Below are 16,645 nucleotides of genomic sequence, written 5' to 3' on the forward strand. Positions count from 1 at the left end.
TAATATTTTATGTGCGTTTTATTCAGAAGCTACACCTTTATACATCTGTGAAACAATTTTACGGTATGGAAGCTTCACTCACATTATTGTCCTTATTATTCTGTGCACTAAAATATGCTCGAGTATATTCCTCCATGTCGTTCTTCTATCACCACACTTCGTCTCTAAAAGAATAAACATACTATTATCCTCACAATAAATATTGCTAACTTTTCTACTCCCCTTCTCTAAATCTTTTAAAACAAGCCCATTACAGTTAGTTTTCTAATTAAAATATATAACGTGATATTTTTCCTGAGCAGTTAAATTATTGCAATCACATCTCTAAAGTTTCAGATTTAGAGTAAGAATACATAAAGGAGGATTTATCGTAGATAAATTGATTAATAAATGATTTTATTCATAATCAAAAAAACTTATCTATATGATGTCGTATTTGATGATGAATTAAAGAAACAGGAGTAGTTCCATTAATTGTTATAAACCGCTCATCTATTTCCGATAAAACGCGGTAAATGAAAATAAAATGTAATATGAGGTCTTGGAATAGATTGATTTAATTTAACGACACTTTCAACAGAAAGCTCTTGAGCATAAAAATAAGCAAGACTAGAATAAACATATCGATCGCTAATTAATAAATTTTGCGATGACGTTAAGGAAGGTTCAATAATTTCAAGCGTATATTTGCGTCTATCTGTCGCTGATAAGAGTGCTAAAAGCAACGGATCAATTGCTTTTCCATTATCTAAGTAATCTCTAATTTCTGGATTATTTCTATACCAATAACTGGGTTGAAAAGTTTGTATTATATGTTTTTCTGTTGAGTAATGGCGTGCAATTTCTTTTGTTTGTGTTGTCTTACCACTCCCATCAAACCCGCATAAGACAATAAAAGAACCAGAAAATTTCTTTGAAGACCACATGGAGTTATAAACTTTTTTATCAAGATACATTTTGTCTATATACTTTCCATAAGTTAAATTGTTTTATATCTGAAATCTCTTAATGTTTAATAAGGTGTTTTTTAACTCGTCTCTAAACAGAAAAACACAATACTCCCGCATTTTGTATAACTTATTAACTTTATGATAAATGGCGGTATATAGACTTAGTTTTAAGATAATGTTATATTTTAGACAACTTAAAATGAGATTAAGTATTTGTAAAAAATATATTTTTTTGTTCACACTCCATAACCTGTCATTTTTTGACGAATTCTAGTAGAGTTTCTGAGGATTACTCCTATAGCGTCGTGTAAGTGTATAGAAATGAGTTCGATCTCAGTATATTATTGTCCCTTAAGAGCTGCTACTAGATTGCGCTCCATAGGAAGATAATGAAATCAACTCTATCTTTTCTCAAACCACTGCCCTCGCTATAAGCATTTGATATCCGATCCCGTCAAAAAGCAGCAGAGCAATTCTCAGAAAACATCGCTGAGATATTGAAATATGTCTTGCAAAAGCGTTTGAATCAAATGTTTCAATATATCTTTCGGTATATTCATAAACTGAAACTAAGAATATTATAATAAGCCCTCAAACAACGACGACGCCCAAATCGGCCGTAATAAAGCCTCCTAAAACTGAACCAATAATACCTCTCTCTGAAAAAGACTACTATGTAAAGGCTTTAATACAATACCTTAGCGCTAATGCCATAAATGTTTCTGATAGATAACGAAGTTTATTGTCACAATAACATCTAACAACGGTCAATAGAAAAACCTCAACCTTGAGTATAAATGGAGGCAATCTTGAGAGTGCAAACACAGCCTTCCCAAGAACATAGCTATACTGGTCATTTAGCGAAGAAACTCCTCATTGGAAAAGCACCTCACAAGAGATACAGTAAAAATACCAACTGCCTCCGCTCTCAGTTTCTCCAAAATTAGCTATCGCTATGATAAACGTTATCGTTCAAATCTGTACCATGCTTCTATCGAAAAAACTTGACATGCCTAACAACATATATATTAGCTTTTTGTAAAAATGTATAATTTATAGCATGTCTATTTAACATGGGGGGATAATGTGCACAAACAACTGATGTTTCGGTTTTATGGGCTTGTTGTCCTGCTGTATCTTTCTGATATGGTTTTATTTTTAAGTAATCTTTGGAATGCTTATCGCATAACATCCTCATCGGTTTTCCTGGGCGTAACCATGGCTTTGGGCACCCTTATGCCCTATCTTCTGAAAAAAAGCGGTCTTGTGCGCATTAAAGCCTCACTGCGGTTGGTCGATTTATACAAAAGGCGGATCATTATCTATAGCCTTCTTTTATTGATTGCTCTTTTCCATTACGCTGATTCCCCCTTTGGTTTTATCGCTGTCTCTATCTCTATCGGCTATCTCTCTTTGATTACCTTAAGCACACTCGAGACTTATAATACTAAACTAGCACTTAGTGGTTATATTAGCGCCCAAAAGGCTTCCCGCATTATGCAAACAGTGGTGCAAATTGGCGCATTTTTGGGAGCAGCACTAAGTGGTTATCTCTTAGAAGCGACCAGCCCTCGAGGGGCAGCGGCTGAAATCGGTTATAATGGTTTGATTGTGACACTTTGTGTATTTGACATCATTATAAGCCTTATAGCCGGATATATTATATTTTGCGATGAATACAACGCTACAGATACCACAGCACTTGCAACTGGTAAGAAGCCAGCACCTACACCGCAAGCGGATGAGCTCTCCCGTGAACTTAAACTTTTATGCGTCTGCATAGGACTTATTGGCTTTCATATTTGCGCTTATAATACGCTGGCAACCATTCTTTTTCAGAGTGTGAAAAATTTTGGCTCTGAATACTATGGGCTTTGCAGTGCGGTTGCGGGCATGGGCGCTTTTTTGGCTGCTTTTATCAAAATCCCTCGTTTTGAATTTATTCTCCCAGCCCTTATATTGAGCGTAGCTGATCTTATTTTTAGCACCACACAATCGCCCTATTTGGCTGTGGTCTTTTGCTTTTTTATTGGCTTTTCAATGAATACCATGCGAATTAATGCCCGCAAACATACGATTGAAGCGACCAAAACAGAGGCTCAAGCAGAGCTGGTGGGAAGCTATAGCGGCATGCTTTATACTCTCTCCCAGTCGGCAGGTTATGTCATTCTTGGTCTTCTTACAAGCTCTGCCCTTATGGGTCCTCAAGCAGCTGTTTATCTTCTGCCCCTTATAGGGTTGATAATCTTTATTTATGTTCTTTTCCTTTTATTACAGCGGAACAAAGTATGAGAAAACCTATTCTTATTGTCGACCCTTTCTCCACGGGTGCCCTCTATGGCCCTGCTTTGCAAAAATTAGGCTATGCTTGTTATGGTCTTGTCTCTCAAGCAGCTCCTTTTTCACACTTTATGCTTTCTTATCAGGGAAAGGGCATGGCAGAAGCGAAGCTTCATAGTGTAGATGAGATAAAGAAACGTTTTCCTATCGGCACGATAGAGGCTGTAATAGCGGGTGCCGAAAGAGGTATCTATTGTGCAGAGCAATTGGCGGCTTATTATGGTTGTCTTGGGAATAACCCCTTGACTACCGATTGGCGACGGAAAAAAGCAGCGATGCAAAAACGTCTTTGTGAAAATGGTTTATCTTACATCCGATCAAAAATTCTTACAAAAAACGATTGTACTCTCGATGGCTTTGAAAGCCACAGCGGCTATGTGGTAAAGCCAAATGATTCTGCAGGGAGTGATGGTGTTTTGTTTTTCTCTAATCTTGAGGAAGTAGTAACGTGGGCCTCTGAAATCAACTGGAAGAAAAAAAATATTTTTGGCGCACCTAACGAGGCCTATTTGCTCCAAGAAAGATTGGAGGGAGAGGAATACATCGTCGATGCCGTTGTAAAGGGAGAGGCTATAAAAATATGTAGTTTGTCACGATATAAAAAAGGTATTCATAATGGAAGTACTTTTGTTTATGAAACGCTTGATGTGCTTGATTCTCAAGATCCCTCTTATGCCTCTCTTATCTCTTATGCAAAACAATGCATTCGCGCGCTGGGGATTGAATATGGACCTGCGCACGTGGAAATCATGCAAACAGCTCGTGGTCCAGTGATGATCGAAGTAGGAGCCCGCCTCCACGGAGGAATTGCACCCACCTTGTTCGCGCATTGCTATGAAGATGGTTTACTTGAAAGCTCCGTTAACCTTATTGCAGGCGTGTTTTCGCAAACCCCAAGTCGCTTTAAGAAAAAAGGGCGTATTATCTTCCTTATCAACGAGATCGACGGTCATATTATAAAAGATGTTAACGTATGGCGGCAAAAGCTTCATTCTTGGGAAAATGTGGTTCATTTTACGCTTTTTTTTAAAGAAAACGAGCCCCTCCCCCTAACCATCGATTTAAATACCTGCCCAGCTATTATAGCAATTTGGGGACACAATGATGATGAATTATCAGCTTTGGAGAGGATCATTCGTAGCAATTTCCTATAAAATACAACAATTGGGAGGAAAACATGGATTCAGCAGCGCAAATAATTGAAAATATAGACAAATATTAAAAATGGAAGCAGATCGTTTTTAAAGAATTCGATGCAACCATGAATAACACAATTAGACCTTTTCCCTGCCTATTCGGTGTAAATGGATACTCAAAAAATATGCTTAGATTTGAGTTCTACAACAAGCTGACTTCAAAAAATATGATGAAAGACATGATAACTTATTGCGATAACTATAAAAGTTTTGGAAAGAACACATCTTTTGTTGCATTCGAGGAGCCTGCCCCCATACAAAGTATCGAATTTTATAGAGAAAAATTCTGGTCTATACTTAAAGATTTGCGAATGCTTGATGACCGAGAATGGCCTAAGCATATACCAAAAAATATGGACAATCCTCTATGGGAGTTCTGCTTTCATGGGGAGCCTACGTTTATAGTTTGCAATACCCCATCCCATATAAACAGAATTAAGTAAGTTCTCTATTTATGTTAACTTTCCAGCTTAAGTGTTTTTTCTAAGTCTTCTCTCTACAGAACAAAATGTATTCTCGTTGTAGGAAAAAGGACTGAACCTTTTTATATTATCACAAAATCTCCTTATTTTAAGAAAATATAGCAAACTCCAAAATAGAGAATGGACGCAATATTTTCTGCAAGACAACACTATTGAATCCCTACCTTTCTCATATCATCTAATGAAACACGATAATGACTAAGTTTTCTAAAATTAAATTAAATAAAAATATTTATGATATATTAAAAATGATACTGCCAAAACAAGGCTCGATAGAGATTCAAAGGGATTTTCCAAAAAATACATAGAATGCAGTGTGTATGTATAAAACTTCTCAGGATGATCGTGTTAATAGCAATGTTTAGGGAAGCCTTTTGGGGAAAGATTTTACAGCAATTATGAGTATCTCTAGAATGAAAAGCGCTGACTTTTAGAACAGAGAGAAACATTGATTATAACAGTTTATTAGGCTAAACGCAGAATATTTATCCTAATAATGGATGGTTAAATTATAACGGGATAGTTTTTTGATAATCATAAAGAAAAAGGTATAGAGCGTGTTTCTTTTAGTTAAGGAAGAGTATTGCTCATTTTTTTTCTAAAAGTAAGCAAATTCAAAGATAATTTTTTGTTCTTATAGTGGTGAGAAAATAATTGTCGAAGTCAGTGAAGGGGAGATTCCAATAGATTGTTACAAAGTTTAATAAAAGTTGGAATACTTAAAAATTCTTTAGTTTCTATTATGATTTAAGAATACCAGATTAGGATATGGAGAATTCAAGAGCTCAAAACTTTGTGATAATATTGGTTTAGAATTACATCTTGTTCATTCAGACGAGATGAGCCAATTATTATATGTCACAGAGACATATGGGTGGAAAATTTAAAAAAAGCTTATCCAGAATCTGACTTAAAGGTTATTGGAACTTTAGTAGTAAGATTGGCTTGGTCTCATGTTGCTCAAAAATTAGCAACCAATCTTGTTGTGACTAGACTAAATTTGGAAGATCTGCTCACTGAGCGTTTTTATAATATTATGAAATGATAAAAATATTAATATCTCTTCTTGTCTCGGACATGAAGCCGGTGCTATTTGTATTTATTATCCGTTGCACCATTGTCCGAAATATATTTTAAGTGGTTGTCACTTGAAATATGCCTTGGAAAATTATTTGGCAAGAGAGCGTACCTATATGTATTGGAAAGTAATTTCCTATTATTTATCTCAATCTATAGGTACAACGTTACCAAGTATAGAATTCATGCTGACAGATGACTTTCAAAAAATAAGTGCCTATAACGCATTTGAACTAAACTTTTATGAAAAATTCGGATTAAGTACCGAGCTACATTTGACAACAGAGGAAATCACAAAATGGTTTAGTGCTCTGTCTGGGATCATAAAAAATGTTGCGTAATTCCGTCTTTCTTATGATTTTGATTGGAAGTTTGACAAGTTTCTGTACGAGTGGTGTATTATCTATCGGCCTTTCTTTATTACAATTCCAAGATACAACTGGAGAAGCATCTGCTGCTTTAAATGTCGTTAATTTAATCGCAATTGGAATTGCTGGCTTATGTTTGGGAAATGTGTTGGTGCACTATCAAGGCTTTATAATTGGGTTTTATAGCCAAATTATTTGCGCTTGTTTATTGTCTTTCTTATTATTCATAAACAACTCAATGCTTATTTTATTTGTGTTTTTCTTACTCGCTCTCTTGATGGGGGCTGATAACCCAAATAACAATAGTGCCTTGAATCAGCTGGTTCCAGCTCCCAAACAAAAAGCTGGAATTTTTGCATTTTACACTAGTTGCTGTCAGTTTTTTGTTATTATATCCCCATTGCTTATATATTTTATAATTGCGCATTTGGGGCACAAAATAGCCATAGCCTTTATTGTATTTATCTATCTTTTGAATGCCTGCTTATGGTTTCGTATAAAGTCTATACAACAACTAAACAGAGCAAAAGAGCTATTAAAAAAGCCATCTCAAAAAGCTTATGGAGTTGGGTTCAGGTGCCTTTGGCGGATTTCTGCGTTGCGTTTTTTAACGATTAATCGTATTTTGAATAATTCTCTCTATACGGGGCCTATTGTTTTATTGCCACTTGTTCTTGCTTCTATAACATCAGATAATATAAAATTTACAGCTATTCAAAATTCTATTTTTGCTTTGTCAGCACTGGGTTTTGTGATCAATGGTCTTATCTCATCTTATTATTTACGGAAATTTCCATCTTTAATTCGTTTTTTTGTATGGGGGGCACCGGCTTTTGCCGTGATCGCAATCTCTTTTGTTTTATATTTAAATTTTACTCAATATTCCCTTTATATTATGGGTTTTTTATTAGGTATTGGGCAATTTTATTTTAGGATATCGGGAATAACAATTGGACAAGCTATCACACCTAGTGAAAATTTAGCCGAGGTGATTTTGGCAGGCGATGCCAGTGTACGCATCATAACAGCTTTATTTTCTATTGTGCTTTTATATGCAGGAAATTTTTTTTCATTTTCTATATTATACATCCTATGTGTATTTATAGGCTTTTGCGCCCCTTTATTTATTTTGCACGGACTATCTATTTACATACAAAGCTTAAAGATAAAAGAAAGCGCCACATGAATGATATTCAATTATTACGTCAGCCTTTTTTTGATTATCGTATAGATAAAAATTTTGTACAAATATTCATGACATTAATTTTAAATAAGCACATTGCGTGAGAAAAGCTGAGGTGTTCGTTACCTCTCATGTGGATAAAACGCATTTAGCCCGTTAAGCAACGAAATTGCAAATAGCACTATGATCACCATTAATTCTAAAAGCTCTACCAGAAGTTAGTGATAATGGCAAAAATCCTTTAATGATATTTGAAGAGATCGTTTATGCTAGATCAGGTTATCTCAAGATCGAGAGGAGAGGAGCTTAAAAAGTGTAAAATTCATGGAAATTCAACAACAATTTCTAGTTGTACATAATGACAGGTATAGATTGGCGCGAACTGGTCAATTGCAACAGCAAAAAATCCTGCAAATGCTGAGCTTTTTAAACTATGTCATATCAAGCATATGAAAGTTCGTTTTAGGTTAATGGCGGAGAGAGAGGGATTCGAACCCTCGATATGGTTTCCCATATACACGCGTTCCAGGCGTGCGCCTTCAACCACTCGGCCACCTCTCCAGAAGTTCGCACTATACCCAGAAAGAAATAACGTGCAAGTCTAAACTATACATTCAAAACCCAAAAAACAAATTCATTTATTAAAGTAAGAGCTTTTATCTGTTGAATAACAAGCACATCCCTTCTTTTTAAGAAAAAACTTTTTTCGTGGATAGGTTTGTAGAATACAATAATGAGAATAAAAAGATTGTCACCAGTTATAAACTTTCATGCTCATTTACGCACTTTCTGCTTCACAAAAAAATACTTCTCTTAAAATTAGCATACAGCCCATAGTTTTACACAACCAAATAATTAAAATCACTTACTTATACGTCATAGGAAGGGATGGTATGTGGGGGAAGAACATTTTAAGAGAGGATAAGCGGCTCTTATGCATTTTCTTAAATAGCACGAATTTTTGCAACATTGAGAGCTGTAAAATAGCGTGATGGTATCAGTTTTCTCTTTCATAGGATTACATAATAAGCCCTATTCTAAATCCTCTATTCAATTTCACGCTTCTATATTTAGTTGATACTAAAGAAAATAAAATTTAGAAAAAAACTTTGCATTTTTAATTTAATATGTATGAATATATTTTATTTTCTAAAATGAAAAAATAGTCTCATTTTGATCAAATACAAAATCATAAAAATGCAAACCTGTTTTCATTTTTACCATATATTTTTAAATTCAGCTTTACAGTTTTCAAAATATCTAAAGTAGTCTCCATTATTTAAAAAAATTACGTATTACTTTATACTTTGATTATCGCATTCTTTAAGCGTGATATGGTCTCATCACAAAACAGAATACTCTAAAAATACTATTTTCTTTCCCATCCACACGTTTGTAAAAAAACATCTCTTAAAGCTTGCTACATCTACCTCATACGGTATCTATGAATGGTATAAAATCTATTGGATAACATCATCTTTCCTTAAATAAAAAGTAAAAGCCAAGTACTATCACGCTATTTGTCGCCTAATGTTACAATATCTATTGCTATTTGAGAGAATGCATAAAAGGAATTTATTCTTTCTTAGAGTGTTTTTATCCATACATTACTCCTCCTTGTAATGTATAAAAGAGTAATTTTTATTAATTAAATATAGAGAAATTTAAAACGAAAAAACCCTACAATATTCAGGGTTCTCATTATGTAAAACGATAAATTACCATTATAAATTAATATACTGTATTAATGTTTTACAACACTAAAGATCTGATTAGTCTGCAAAATGCAGCTCGTTCTTTCCCCTTAATGTTCTTTATTACCTTATATCCTTGCTTAGAGCACGTACAGCTCGTGCAGTTTCACATTGTAATGCTTTTTGTGCTAAAATTTTCATATCTTCAAAACTATGAGTCTGTAAACACGCCTTTACTGGAGAAATATCGCAAGATATCATAGAAAGCTCATTAATTCCCAATCCAGTCAAAATCATTGCACCAAAAGGATCTCCAGCCATACCACCACATACACTCACCCAACACTTATGTTGTGCAGCTCCCTGAATAGTCTGATAAATCATACGCAAAACTGCTGGATCAAGGCTATCAGCTTCAGACACAAGGTACGGATTTTGCCGATCAACAGCCATTGTATACTGTGTTAGGTCATTGGTTCCAATTGAAAAAAAATCAACATGGGCGCTTAATACATCTGCCATAATGGCCGCTGCTGGAACTTCGATCATAATACCAAGTTTTAATTTTGGTGCATCAACATCGTTGCGGATTTCCTCTGCAATCTTTTTTATAGCGACAATCTCTGAAACAGACATGACCATCGGAAACACAATCCATAGATCTCCACCCTCTTTTGCCGCTCGATATAAAGCACGTAATTGAGGCACCAAAAGATCACGTCGACGTAACAAAAGCCGCGTTCCTCGAACACCTAAAAAAGGATTGTCCTCTTTAGATAAATGTAAATGCGTAACCTGTTTATCTCCACCAATATCAAGTGCACGAATAATTAATGGCTTATCTCCTACAGCTGTAATCATCGCCCGATATATATTAAATTGTAGCTCTTCATCCGGAATATATGGATTCTCTAAAAACAAAAATTCCGTGCGCATGAGTCCAACACCTTCAGCCCCTAAATCAAGCGCAACAGGAACCTGATTTGCGTAGTTGACATTAGCCATGATACGAATTCTTTGACCATCTGTCGTTTGCGCTGGTAATCTACATGCATTTATTTCACTGACACGTTTTTGCGCAACAGTATCAATATGCCTTTGAGCATCTTCAACGTCTTCAAGCGTAGGATTAAGGTAAATAAACCCGTTATCGCCATCAATAATAGCCTGAATATCAGACTGAATTGCTAAAATATCATCACCTGCAGCAACAACCATTGGAATACCAAGAGTACGCGCCAAAATAGCTGTATGAGATAATGGACCTCCCCATGCTGTTGCTAATCCTTTTACCCTTGTACAATCAAGTTGTGCTACATCAGAAGGAGAAAGGTCATTTGTAACCAGAATTACACCATGTGGAATATCATTTAAAAAGAACGATCTATAGGATGGATTGATTTCACCTAAAACACGTCGACCAACATCAACTAAATTAACAGCACGTGCTGCTAACAAAGGATTATCTACCTTAAAAAACATATCTGAAAATTGACGAACCGCTCTATCCCAAGACCAAGCGACACCATGACCTTCCGCTATAAAACGACAAGCTTGAGCTATTAAATTTTCATCTTCAAGCAAAACCATTTGCGCAGAAAAAATCGCAGCAGAATCTGCTCCCATACGCACTGTAATATCAGAAATCACAGATGCCATTTTATGTTTTGTTTTTGTAAGAGCATTTTCAAGACATGCTGCACCAGCTGCAAAATCAATTGGCTGATCTATTATGGAAATATCATTTTGCCTTAAAACAAAAATCTTACCAAATGCTAATCCTGAACTCGCTCCAACACCAGAAATGCCTTTTTGCATAGAGCGTGGATACCAACCATGAAAAGCCTTTGTTTGAGATTCCATTGCTCTCATCAGACATTTTTCACTAATACTCACTTTTTTTGCAATAGCAATGGCATCATTGAGAAGTTGTGCTCCTTCTGCAGCATCTGTAGAAAAAATCAGAACATCACCGTTTTTTGCTCCTAATTGCAATAAACCAACCAAATTTTTCATTTCAACGGTATATTGACCATGGCGAACTCTGATAGAGTTTTGAGCCTTTTTCGCAAAATCAACCCATAGAGAAGCTGGTCGTGCATGAAGACCACTTGGATAATCTAAAGTCCATTCCTGACACACCGAAAGGTCACCAATAAAAGTTTTTTCTATCTTCATCTCTTGGTCAAACAAAGTTGTAACAATTTGCTGTTTGTCCATAGTTGTTGCAAGTACTTCAAGCTGTTTTTTATCAAATAAAAGAGACGTCAATTTTTTACAAATTTCTCTATAGCGATCTGGACACGCTGCAATGGCAATAACCAAATATGCTTTCTTGCCATCCTGCCACTCAACACCAGCAGGCACCTGTATAACAGCAACAGCATCCTTGATAATTAAATCACGATTTTCAGCCATACCATGAGGAATGGCTATACCATTTCCAAGCCAAGTATTGGTTGTTTCTTCACGTGCAAGCATACTTGCCAGATAACACTTATCAACTGCACCAACCTGCACAAGCAATTCAGCAGCAGCATAAATTGCATCATTTTTATGATCAAAAGCAGCTGCAAGTTGTACAGATCTTATAGACAAGATTTCACCATCAGTAAAATCTACATTCATTGCTTCTGCTTTCTCATATCTCATCATGAATTCAAATTGCCTCACATTTGAACACCAATATCTCTGATACATTCCTTTTCAAAGCTGCATTTCCCAAAATACAAGCTATAAATACCACCACAGCTCTCTTTATATTTTACAGAATATAGCTAAGTGAGGTGCTTAAATACCTCAATATAACCGATAAAACAATTAGATATTATTATCCACCTAAGTGCTTAAAACCATCATAAACAAGTCCGCCTCTTACTCTTTTACTTTACAAAGACAAAACCCCGTTTTTTACAGCACCAATCACCTGAAAAACTATGCTTTCAAAATGCTCTTATTATCCTAAGTTGATCCTAAGTTATCCAACATAACTTTTCATTATTTTTCCTACAAGAAAGCATCCTTCCCAATCATCCGTAACTTCAGCTAATATTTTGATTGATTCCTCAAAGTTTATTTAACCTATTATCCCTCTTTATAAATTCATTACATAATTACAAATTGCTCCATGCAACTTATCATCTTTAAAATTCCGTGCTGCCCATCTTATGATATCAAACCCTCGATATATAATATTTATATATTTTAAGCCACACCTTTACTTCAATCAATATCGTAAATACACAATGCCCTCTGTCGCACATTTGCAAAGTACGACACCCTCCAAGCACCATCACCAACAACTAAAATCAAGAAAAACTCTACAAATAAGATAAATAAAGTAAAAAATGAAACGCAATTATTGCCTTAACTCTAGCTCTTATGCTTGTTTATTTTCAACAATACACAATAATAGTGAAATCAGAAAAAATATTCTTGAAGGGCGCTGATTGCACGTTGGTTATTTTTATATCTTTAAACACCGTCCTCCTTAAAAATATAATTTCACTCTCGATTTACCGAAAATTCCTTAATGCACGTCACTTTCAAAGTCGTTTTGACTACCTTTTTATGGATTTTTTATCCCTATGTCTTTTTAAATGAATAGCCCCACCTATCCACACTACCACCTAAAAACAGTATGACAACTCATCAATACCACAATGCCGATAAAAAGATCCATCTTTATCAAAATGATTACATCAATAATGCTCTCATTAAATTTCTCATAATTTTCTGAAAACAAACTGCTTCTCTTATAAGAAATTACTCGACGCTTCTTCATACATAAAAAGAAAGTCTCTCCTCACTATTATTATACAGAAACTTATCAACAAACTCTATCATAATATCAATATGTTCAGTACTAAATACTAACATAACAGCGCAGAAACTTTTTCCCTCATTGAGAAAAGCCATTTCCTCAATTCTACCTTTTTCGTATATCTTCTACATTTATTATAGTACCAACGCAAAAAGGGAAAGATAAGACTCTATCTTTCCCTTTTAATACTTATAAAACCACAACTATAATTCAATGAAATCCTGTTGATTTCTAGAGAGTGTTACAGATTACTCTGCTGCCTCCAGCATAGGAATGACTGAAACATAGGAACGATTACCCGCTTTGCGTTGAAAAGAAACCTTTCCATTTGATAATGCAAAAAGCGTATGATCTTTTCCAATACCAACATTGTTACCAGGATGCCAACGTGTACCACGCTGGCGAATAATAATATTTCCGGCAATAACGGTTTCACCACCAAATTTTTTAACGCCTAGACGTTTCGATTCTGAATCACGACCATTACGCGAGGAACCACCAGCTTTTTTATGTGCCATAGACGCTCTCCTTTAATCTTTCTTACTCTTTGATGCTACAGACGCTTTCTTCTGCGGCGCAGTCTTTTTTTCAACCGTTTTTTTAGCCGTCTTCTCAACAGAAGCAGCAGCTTTTGTTTCTTGTGGTGTAGTTTCTTCTTCTTTTATCGGTTTCGCAGCAACTTTTTTAGGTTTTGAACCACCCATTAAAATTTCTAAAACACGAAGCCTCGTAAATTCTTGACGATGGCCACGCGTGCGTTTAGAATTTTGACGACGGCGCTTCTTAAATGCGATAACCTTGCGCCCACGTGCCTGTTCTAAAATCTCAGCTGTCACCAATGCATCAGCAACGACAGGGGTACCAATAACCGCATTACCTTCTTGCCCAACCATTAATATGTCATTGAATTCAACAACATCACCCGCATTTCCACTAACTTTTTCAACTTTTACCACTTGATTAGCAACAATGCGGTATTGCTTACCACCAGTTTTAATGACTGCGAACATTTTTTATCCTTCCGTTCACTCCAGCTCTTATTTAATTTCTGCCTTGAAATAAGGGAAAATAGGCTGCTTTTTATCAGTCGTAATAGATCCCAAAGAAGGATAAAACCTTCTTCAACACAAATATGCGCAGATTTCCCCACGCTTATATTTTGTATATATGAAGGAATTTCTATTCTCTGTCAATAAAGTCCCATAAAAAAGAAAAAAAGGTTGTACCAAAAACAATTGAAGGTTATCTACCACTTATACACTCAAATAGTGCCGATTTTTGTTTCACTTTATTATGGAGAGATGGCTGAGTGGTTGAAAGCACCGCACTCGAAATGCGGCATAGGGGCAACTCTATCGGGGGTTCAAATCCCTCTCTCTCCGCCACAGTTTATAAAGCGATATTATTAAAACTGTCTTTAATCGTAGTGTAGCTTGCCAGCAGGTTTTGTATATTTTGCCACTAGGTTTTGTACCAATTTATTTTTTTCAAAGAGTTTTTAAGGGGTTCTCAAAGGGTCTTCAAAGACCTCTCAAAGGTCTTTATCGTTTTTGCGAATAAATTCTCATTTTTACAATTTTTGCACTTTTTTGATTTTCTGTTACATAAATCTAATCCAGATAATAAGAGAAGGCATAGTAAAATTAAAGAATTATCTCATATTTCTCCTCCTTCTACTTTTGCTTAGTTAGTACAAAACCTACTGTAAAATTATATTATTTTGCACGTCTTGCTTGAATATGTGCTAGCAACCCTAATGTTGAACTATCACGATTATCCGCTTTACTTTCTCCACGAAGAATTGGTAGTAACTCGTTTGCTAATTCTTTACCAAGTTCAACACCCCATTGATCAAATGAATTAATATTCATTAAAATCCCTTCAACAAAAGTGCGATGTTCATAAAGCGCAATAAGACGACCGAGTGCAAAAGGTGTTAATGAATCTTGAACCAGCGTAATGCTGGGACGGTTTCCTTTAAAACTTCTATGACGTGCTAAATGGTCTGCTTCACCCTCATCAACTCCATTTTTTATCAAGATATGCCGAGCATCTTCAAGACTACGCCCCTTCATCAAGGCTTTTGATTGTGCTAAACCGTTTGCTAGCAACATCTCATACATAGAATGTAATTTTTTCTCATGCCCTTTTATAAATAAAATAAATTCTACAGGAATAATATCTGTTCCTTGATGCAGAAGCTGAAAAAAAGCATGTTGACTATTTGTTCCTGAATCCCCCCAAACAATTGGACCACTTGAAAAACTTAATGGTTTTCCATCCAGCGAGACTTGTTTACCATTTGATTCCATATCAAGCTGTTGTAAATAAGCTGGAAAATGTATTAAACGCTGTGCATAAGGAATGATCGAACGTGATGAATAACCACAAATAACACGATGCCAGAATCCTAAAAGAGCAAAACGAATAGGAATATTTTTATGCAAAGGCATAGTTTTAAAATGTTGATCCATTTGCAAAGCACCATTGAGAAATTGGCGAAAATTTCCACCACCTATTGCAAACATAACAACAAGTCCAATGGCTGACCAAATTGAATAACGTCCTCCAACCCAATTCCAAAATTTAAAAACTCTTGTGGAATCTATGCCAAATTCTGCCACTTTATCAAGCGCACTTGAAACAGCAACAAAATGCGTACAAACGGCTTCTTCTCCTAAATGTGAACAAATCCACTGACGTGCAACTTGAGCATTGACCATTGTTTCAGCCGTTGTAAAAGTTTTAGAAGCAATGACAAACAGCGTTGTTGCTGGATTCAAAATAGAGAGAGTATCAGAAATATGGGCACTGTCAGCATTCGAAACAAAATGACACTGTGGACCATCATGATAAGGTTTTAAAGCATATGTGACCATTGCAGGACCAAGATCAGAACCACCAATACCAATATTGACAATATCACTTATTCTCTCGCCACTGCTTCCCTTATAGCTTCCATCACGCACCTTTTCAGAAAATCTTTCCATACCTTCAAGGACGTCTTGAATATCGCGAATAAGATTATGACCATCCAACATGAAAATTTCATCAGCAGGTAAACGTAATGCAATATGAAGAACTGAGCGTTTTTCAGTTGTATTAATCGCCTTACCAGAAAACATTGCATCACGCCGGCCTAACACATCTGCTGCGACCGCTAAATCATCTAGAAGTTGCAATGTTTTAAATGTCACACCACATTTTGAAAAATCGAAAAGAAGATCATCAAGTCTGAGGGAAAAATGGGAAAAACGCTGTTCATCTTCTACAAAATGCCGACGAATATCATAGACCCCATCCTTTGCGGCATGGTTTCTTAAAGCTTTTAATGTGGCTTCAAAAGCCATTTCATTTCGAATCGAAAAGCTATCTCCCATAAGCTTATCCTATACGGTTATTGATAATGAAATCTATGCCCAAACAATAACAAAGCAGAAAACACCTCCTTTATTGCTCGCTATTTTCACTGCTCACATAAAAATGAAGGAATATACAAAATAAAAGGATAAGATCCGAAAATGATATTTTT

The 16,645-nt window shown here is 35.6% G+C and carries 10 protein-coding genes and 2 tRNA genes; 6 read left to right on the forward strand and 6 right to left on the reverse strand.

Annotated features, from left to right (window positions below; all coding sequences use genetic code 11):
• Nucleotides 1-488: 488 nt before the first annotated feature.
• The gene (locus tag ACFIK4_RS05755) at nt 489-956 is read right to left on the reverse strand and encodes a dTMP kinase (RefSeq protein ID WP_375675413.1); all 468 of its coding nucleotides are present in this window, start codon (nt 954-956) and stop codon (nt 489-491) included.
• 1,095 nt (nt 957-2,051) lie between these two features.
• Between ACFIK4_RS05755 and ACFIK4_RS05760 the strand changes: the two genes are divergently transcribed.
• The 5 genes from ACFIK4_RS05760 (at nt 2,052) to ACFIK4_RS05780 (ending at nt 7,599) form a co-directional block, all read left to right on the forward strand.
• Nucleotides 2,052-3,242: a hypothetical protein gene (locus ACFIK4_RS05760; RefSeq protein ID WP_375638180.1), complete on the forward strand. Its 1,191-nt coding sequence runs from the start codon at nt 2,052-2,054 to the stop codon at nt 3,240-3,242.
• Entirely contained in the window at nt 3,239-4,444 is a 1,206-nt protein-coding gene (locus ACFIK4_RS05765) for an ATP-grasp domain-containing protein (protein WP_375672091.1), read from the forward strand. The genes ACFIK4_RS05760 and ACFIK4_RS05765 overlap by 4 nt, the downstream gene beginning before the upstream one ends.
• A gap of 167 nt (nt 4,445-4,611) precedes the next feature.
• Complete coding sequence (locus ACFIK4_RS05770) at nt 4,612-4,929, forward strand: YqcI/YcgG family protein (RefSeq protein WP_375675521.1); 318 nt, start codon at nt 4,612-4,614, stop codon at nt 4,927-4,929.
• Nucleotides 4,930-5,842: 913 nt separating this feature from the next.
• Nucleotides 5,843-6,013, forward strand: a complete 171-nt coding sequence (locus ACFIK4_RS05775; RefSeq protein WP_375612867.1) for a hypothetical protein — start codon at nt 5,843-5,845, stop codon at nt 6,011-6,013.
• Between the two features lie 362 nt (nt 6,014-6,375).
• Entirely contained in the window at nt 6,376-7,599 is a 1,224-nt protein-coding gene (locus ACFIK4_RS05780; protein WP_375629568.1) for an MFS transporter, read from the forward strand.
• A gap of 468 nt (nt 7,600-8,067) precedes the next feature.
• Here ACFIK4_RS05780 and ACFIK4_RS05785 read toward each other — a convergent pair.
• The 4 genes from ACFIK4_RS05785 to rplU all read right to left on the reverse strand — a co-directional run bounded on the left by ACFIK4_RS05785 (nt 8,068) and on the right by rplU (nt 14,123).
• A tRNA-Ser gene (locus ACFIK4_RS05785) sits at nt 8,068-8,157 on the reverse strand.
• Nucleotides 8,158-9,413: 1,256 nt separating this feature from the next.
• Nucleotides 9,414-11,945 carry a phosphoenolpyruvate--protein phosphotransferase gene (gene ptsP, locus ACFIK4_RS05790; protein WP_375620828.1) on the reverse strand — a complete coding sequence of 844 codons (2,532 nt, stop codon included), beginning with the start codon at nt 11,943-11,945 and terminating at the stop codon, nt 9,414-9,416.
• A 1,416-nt stretch (nt 11,946-13,361) separates the two neighbouring features.
• Nucleotides 13,362-13,631, reverse strand: a complete 270-nt coding sequence (gene rpmA, locus ACFIK4_RS05795; protein WP_100130483.1) for a 50S ribosomal protein L27 — start codon at nt 13,629-13,631, stop codon at nt 13,362-13,364.
• A 12-nt stretch (nt 13,632-13,643) separates the two neighbouring features.
• Nucleotides 13,644-14,123 (reverse strand): 50S ribosomal protein L21, encoded by a 480-nt coding sequence (gene rplU, locus ACFIK4_RS05800; protein ID WP_375629522.1) that lies wholly within the window; start codon nt 14,121-14,123, stop codon nt 13,644-13,646.
• 285 nt (nt 14,124-14,408) lie between these two features.
• Between rplU and ACFIK4_RS05805 the strand changes: the two genes are divergently transcribed.
• Nucleotides 14,409-14,498: transfer RNA gene (locus ACFIK4_RS05805), tRNA-Ser, on the forward strand.
• A 330-nt stretch (nt 14,499-14,828) separates the two neighbouring features.
• Here ACFIK4_RS05805 and pgi read toward each other — a convergent pair.
• Nucleotides 14,829-16,493: a glucose-6-phosphate isomerase gene (gene pgi / locus ACFIK4_RS05810; RefSeq protein WP_375668144.1), complete on the reverse strand. Its 1,665-nt coding sequence runs from the start codon at nt 16,491-16,493 to the stop codon at nt 14,829-14,831.
• Between the last annotated feature and the right edge of the window lie 152 nt (nt 16,494-16,645).

It is taken from the genome of Bartonella sp. AP9QHHD (genome assembly GCF_042195625.1).
GTDB lineage: Bacteria > Pseudomonadota > Alphaproteobacteria > Rhizobiales > Rhizobiaceae > Bartonella.

What these genes read in the sequence shown, in the direction of transcription:
- ACFIK4_RS05780 (WP_375629568.1), top strand. Translation starts at nt 6,376, where the DNA reads ATGTTGCGTAATTCCGTCTTTCTTATGATTTTGATTGGAAGTTTGACA.
- ACFIK4_RS05755 (WP_375675413.1), bottom strand. Translation starts at nt 956, where the DNA reads ATGTATCTTGATAAAAAAGTTTATAACTCCATGTGGTCTTCAAAGAAA.
- ACFIK4_RS05770 (WP_375675521.1), top strand. Translation starts at nt 4,612, where the DNA reads ATGCTTAGATTTGAGTTCTACAACAAGCTGACTTCAAAAAATATGATG.
- ACFIK4_RS05765 (WP_375672091.1), top strand. Translation starts at nt 3,239, where the DNA reads ATGAGAAAACCTATTCTTATTGTCGACCCTTTCTCCACGGGTGCCCTC.
- rpmA (WP_100130483.1), bottom strand. Translation starts at nt 13,631, where the DNA reads ATGGCACATAAAAAAGCTGGTGGTTCCTCGCGTAATGGTCGTGATTCA.
- ptsP (WP_375620828.1), bottom strand. Translation starts at nt 11,945, where the DNA reads ATGATGAGATATGAGAAAGCAGAAGCAATGAATGTAGATTTTACTGAT.
- ACFIK4_RS05760 (WP_375638180.1), top strand. Translation starts at nt 2,052, where the DNA reads ATGTTTCGGTTTTATGGGCTTGTTGTCCTGCTGTATCTTTCTGATATG.
- rplU (WP_375629522.1), bottom strand. Translation starts at nt 14,123, where the DNA reads ATGTTCGCAGTCATTAAAACTGGTGGTAAGCAATACCGCATTGTTGCT.
- pgi (WP_375668144.1), bottom strand. Translation starts at nt 16,493, where the DNA reads ATGGGAGATAGCTTTTCGATTCGAAATGAAATGGCTTTTGAAGCCACA.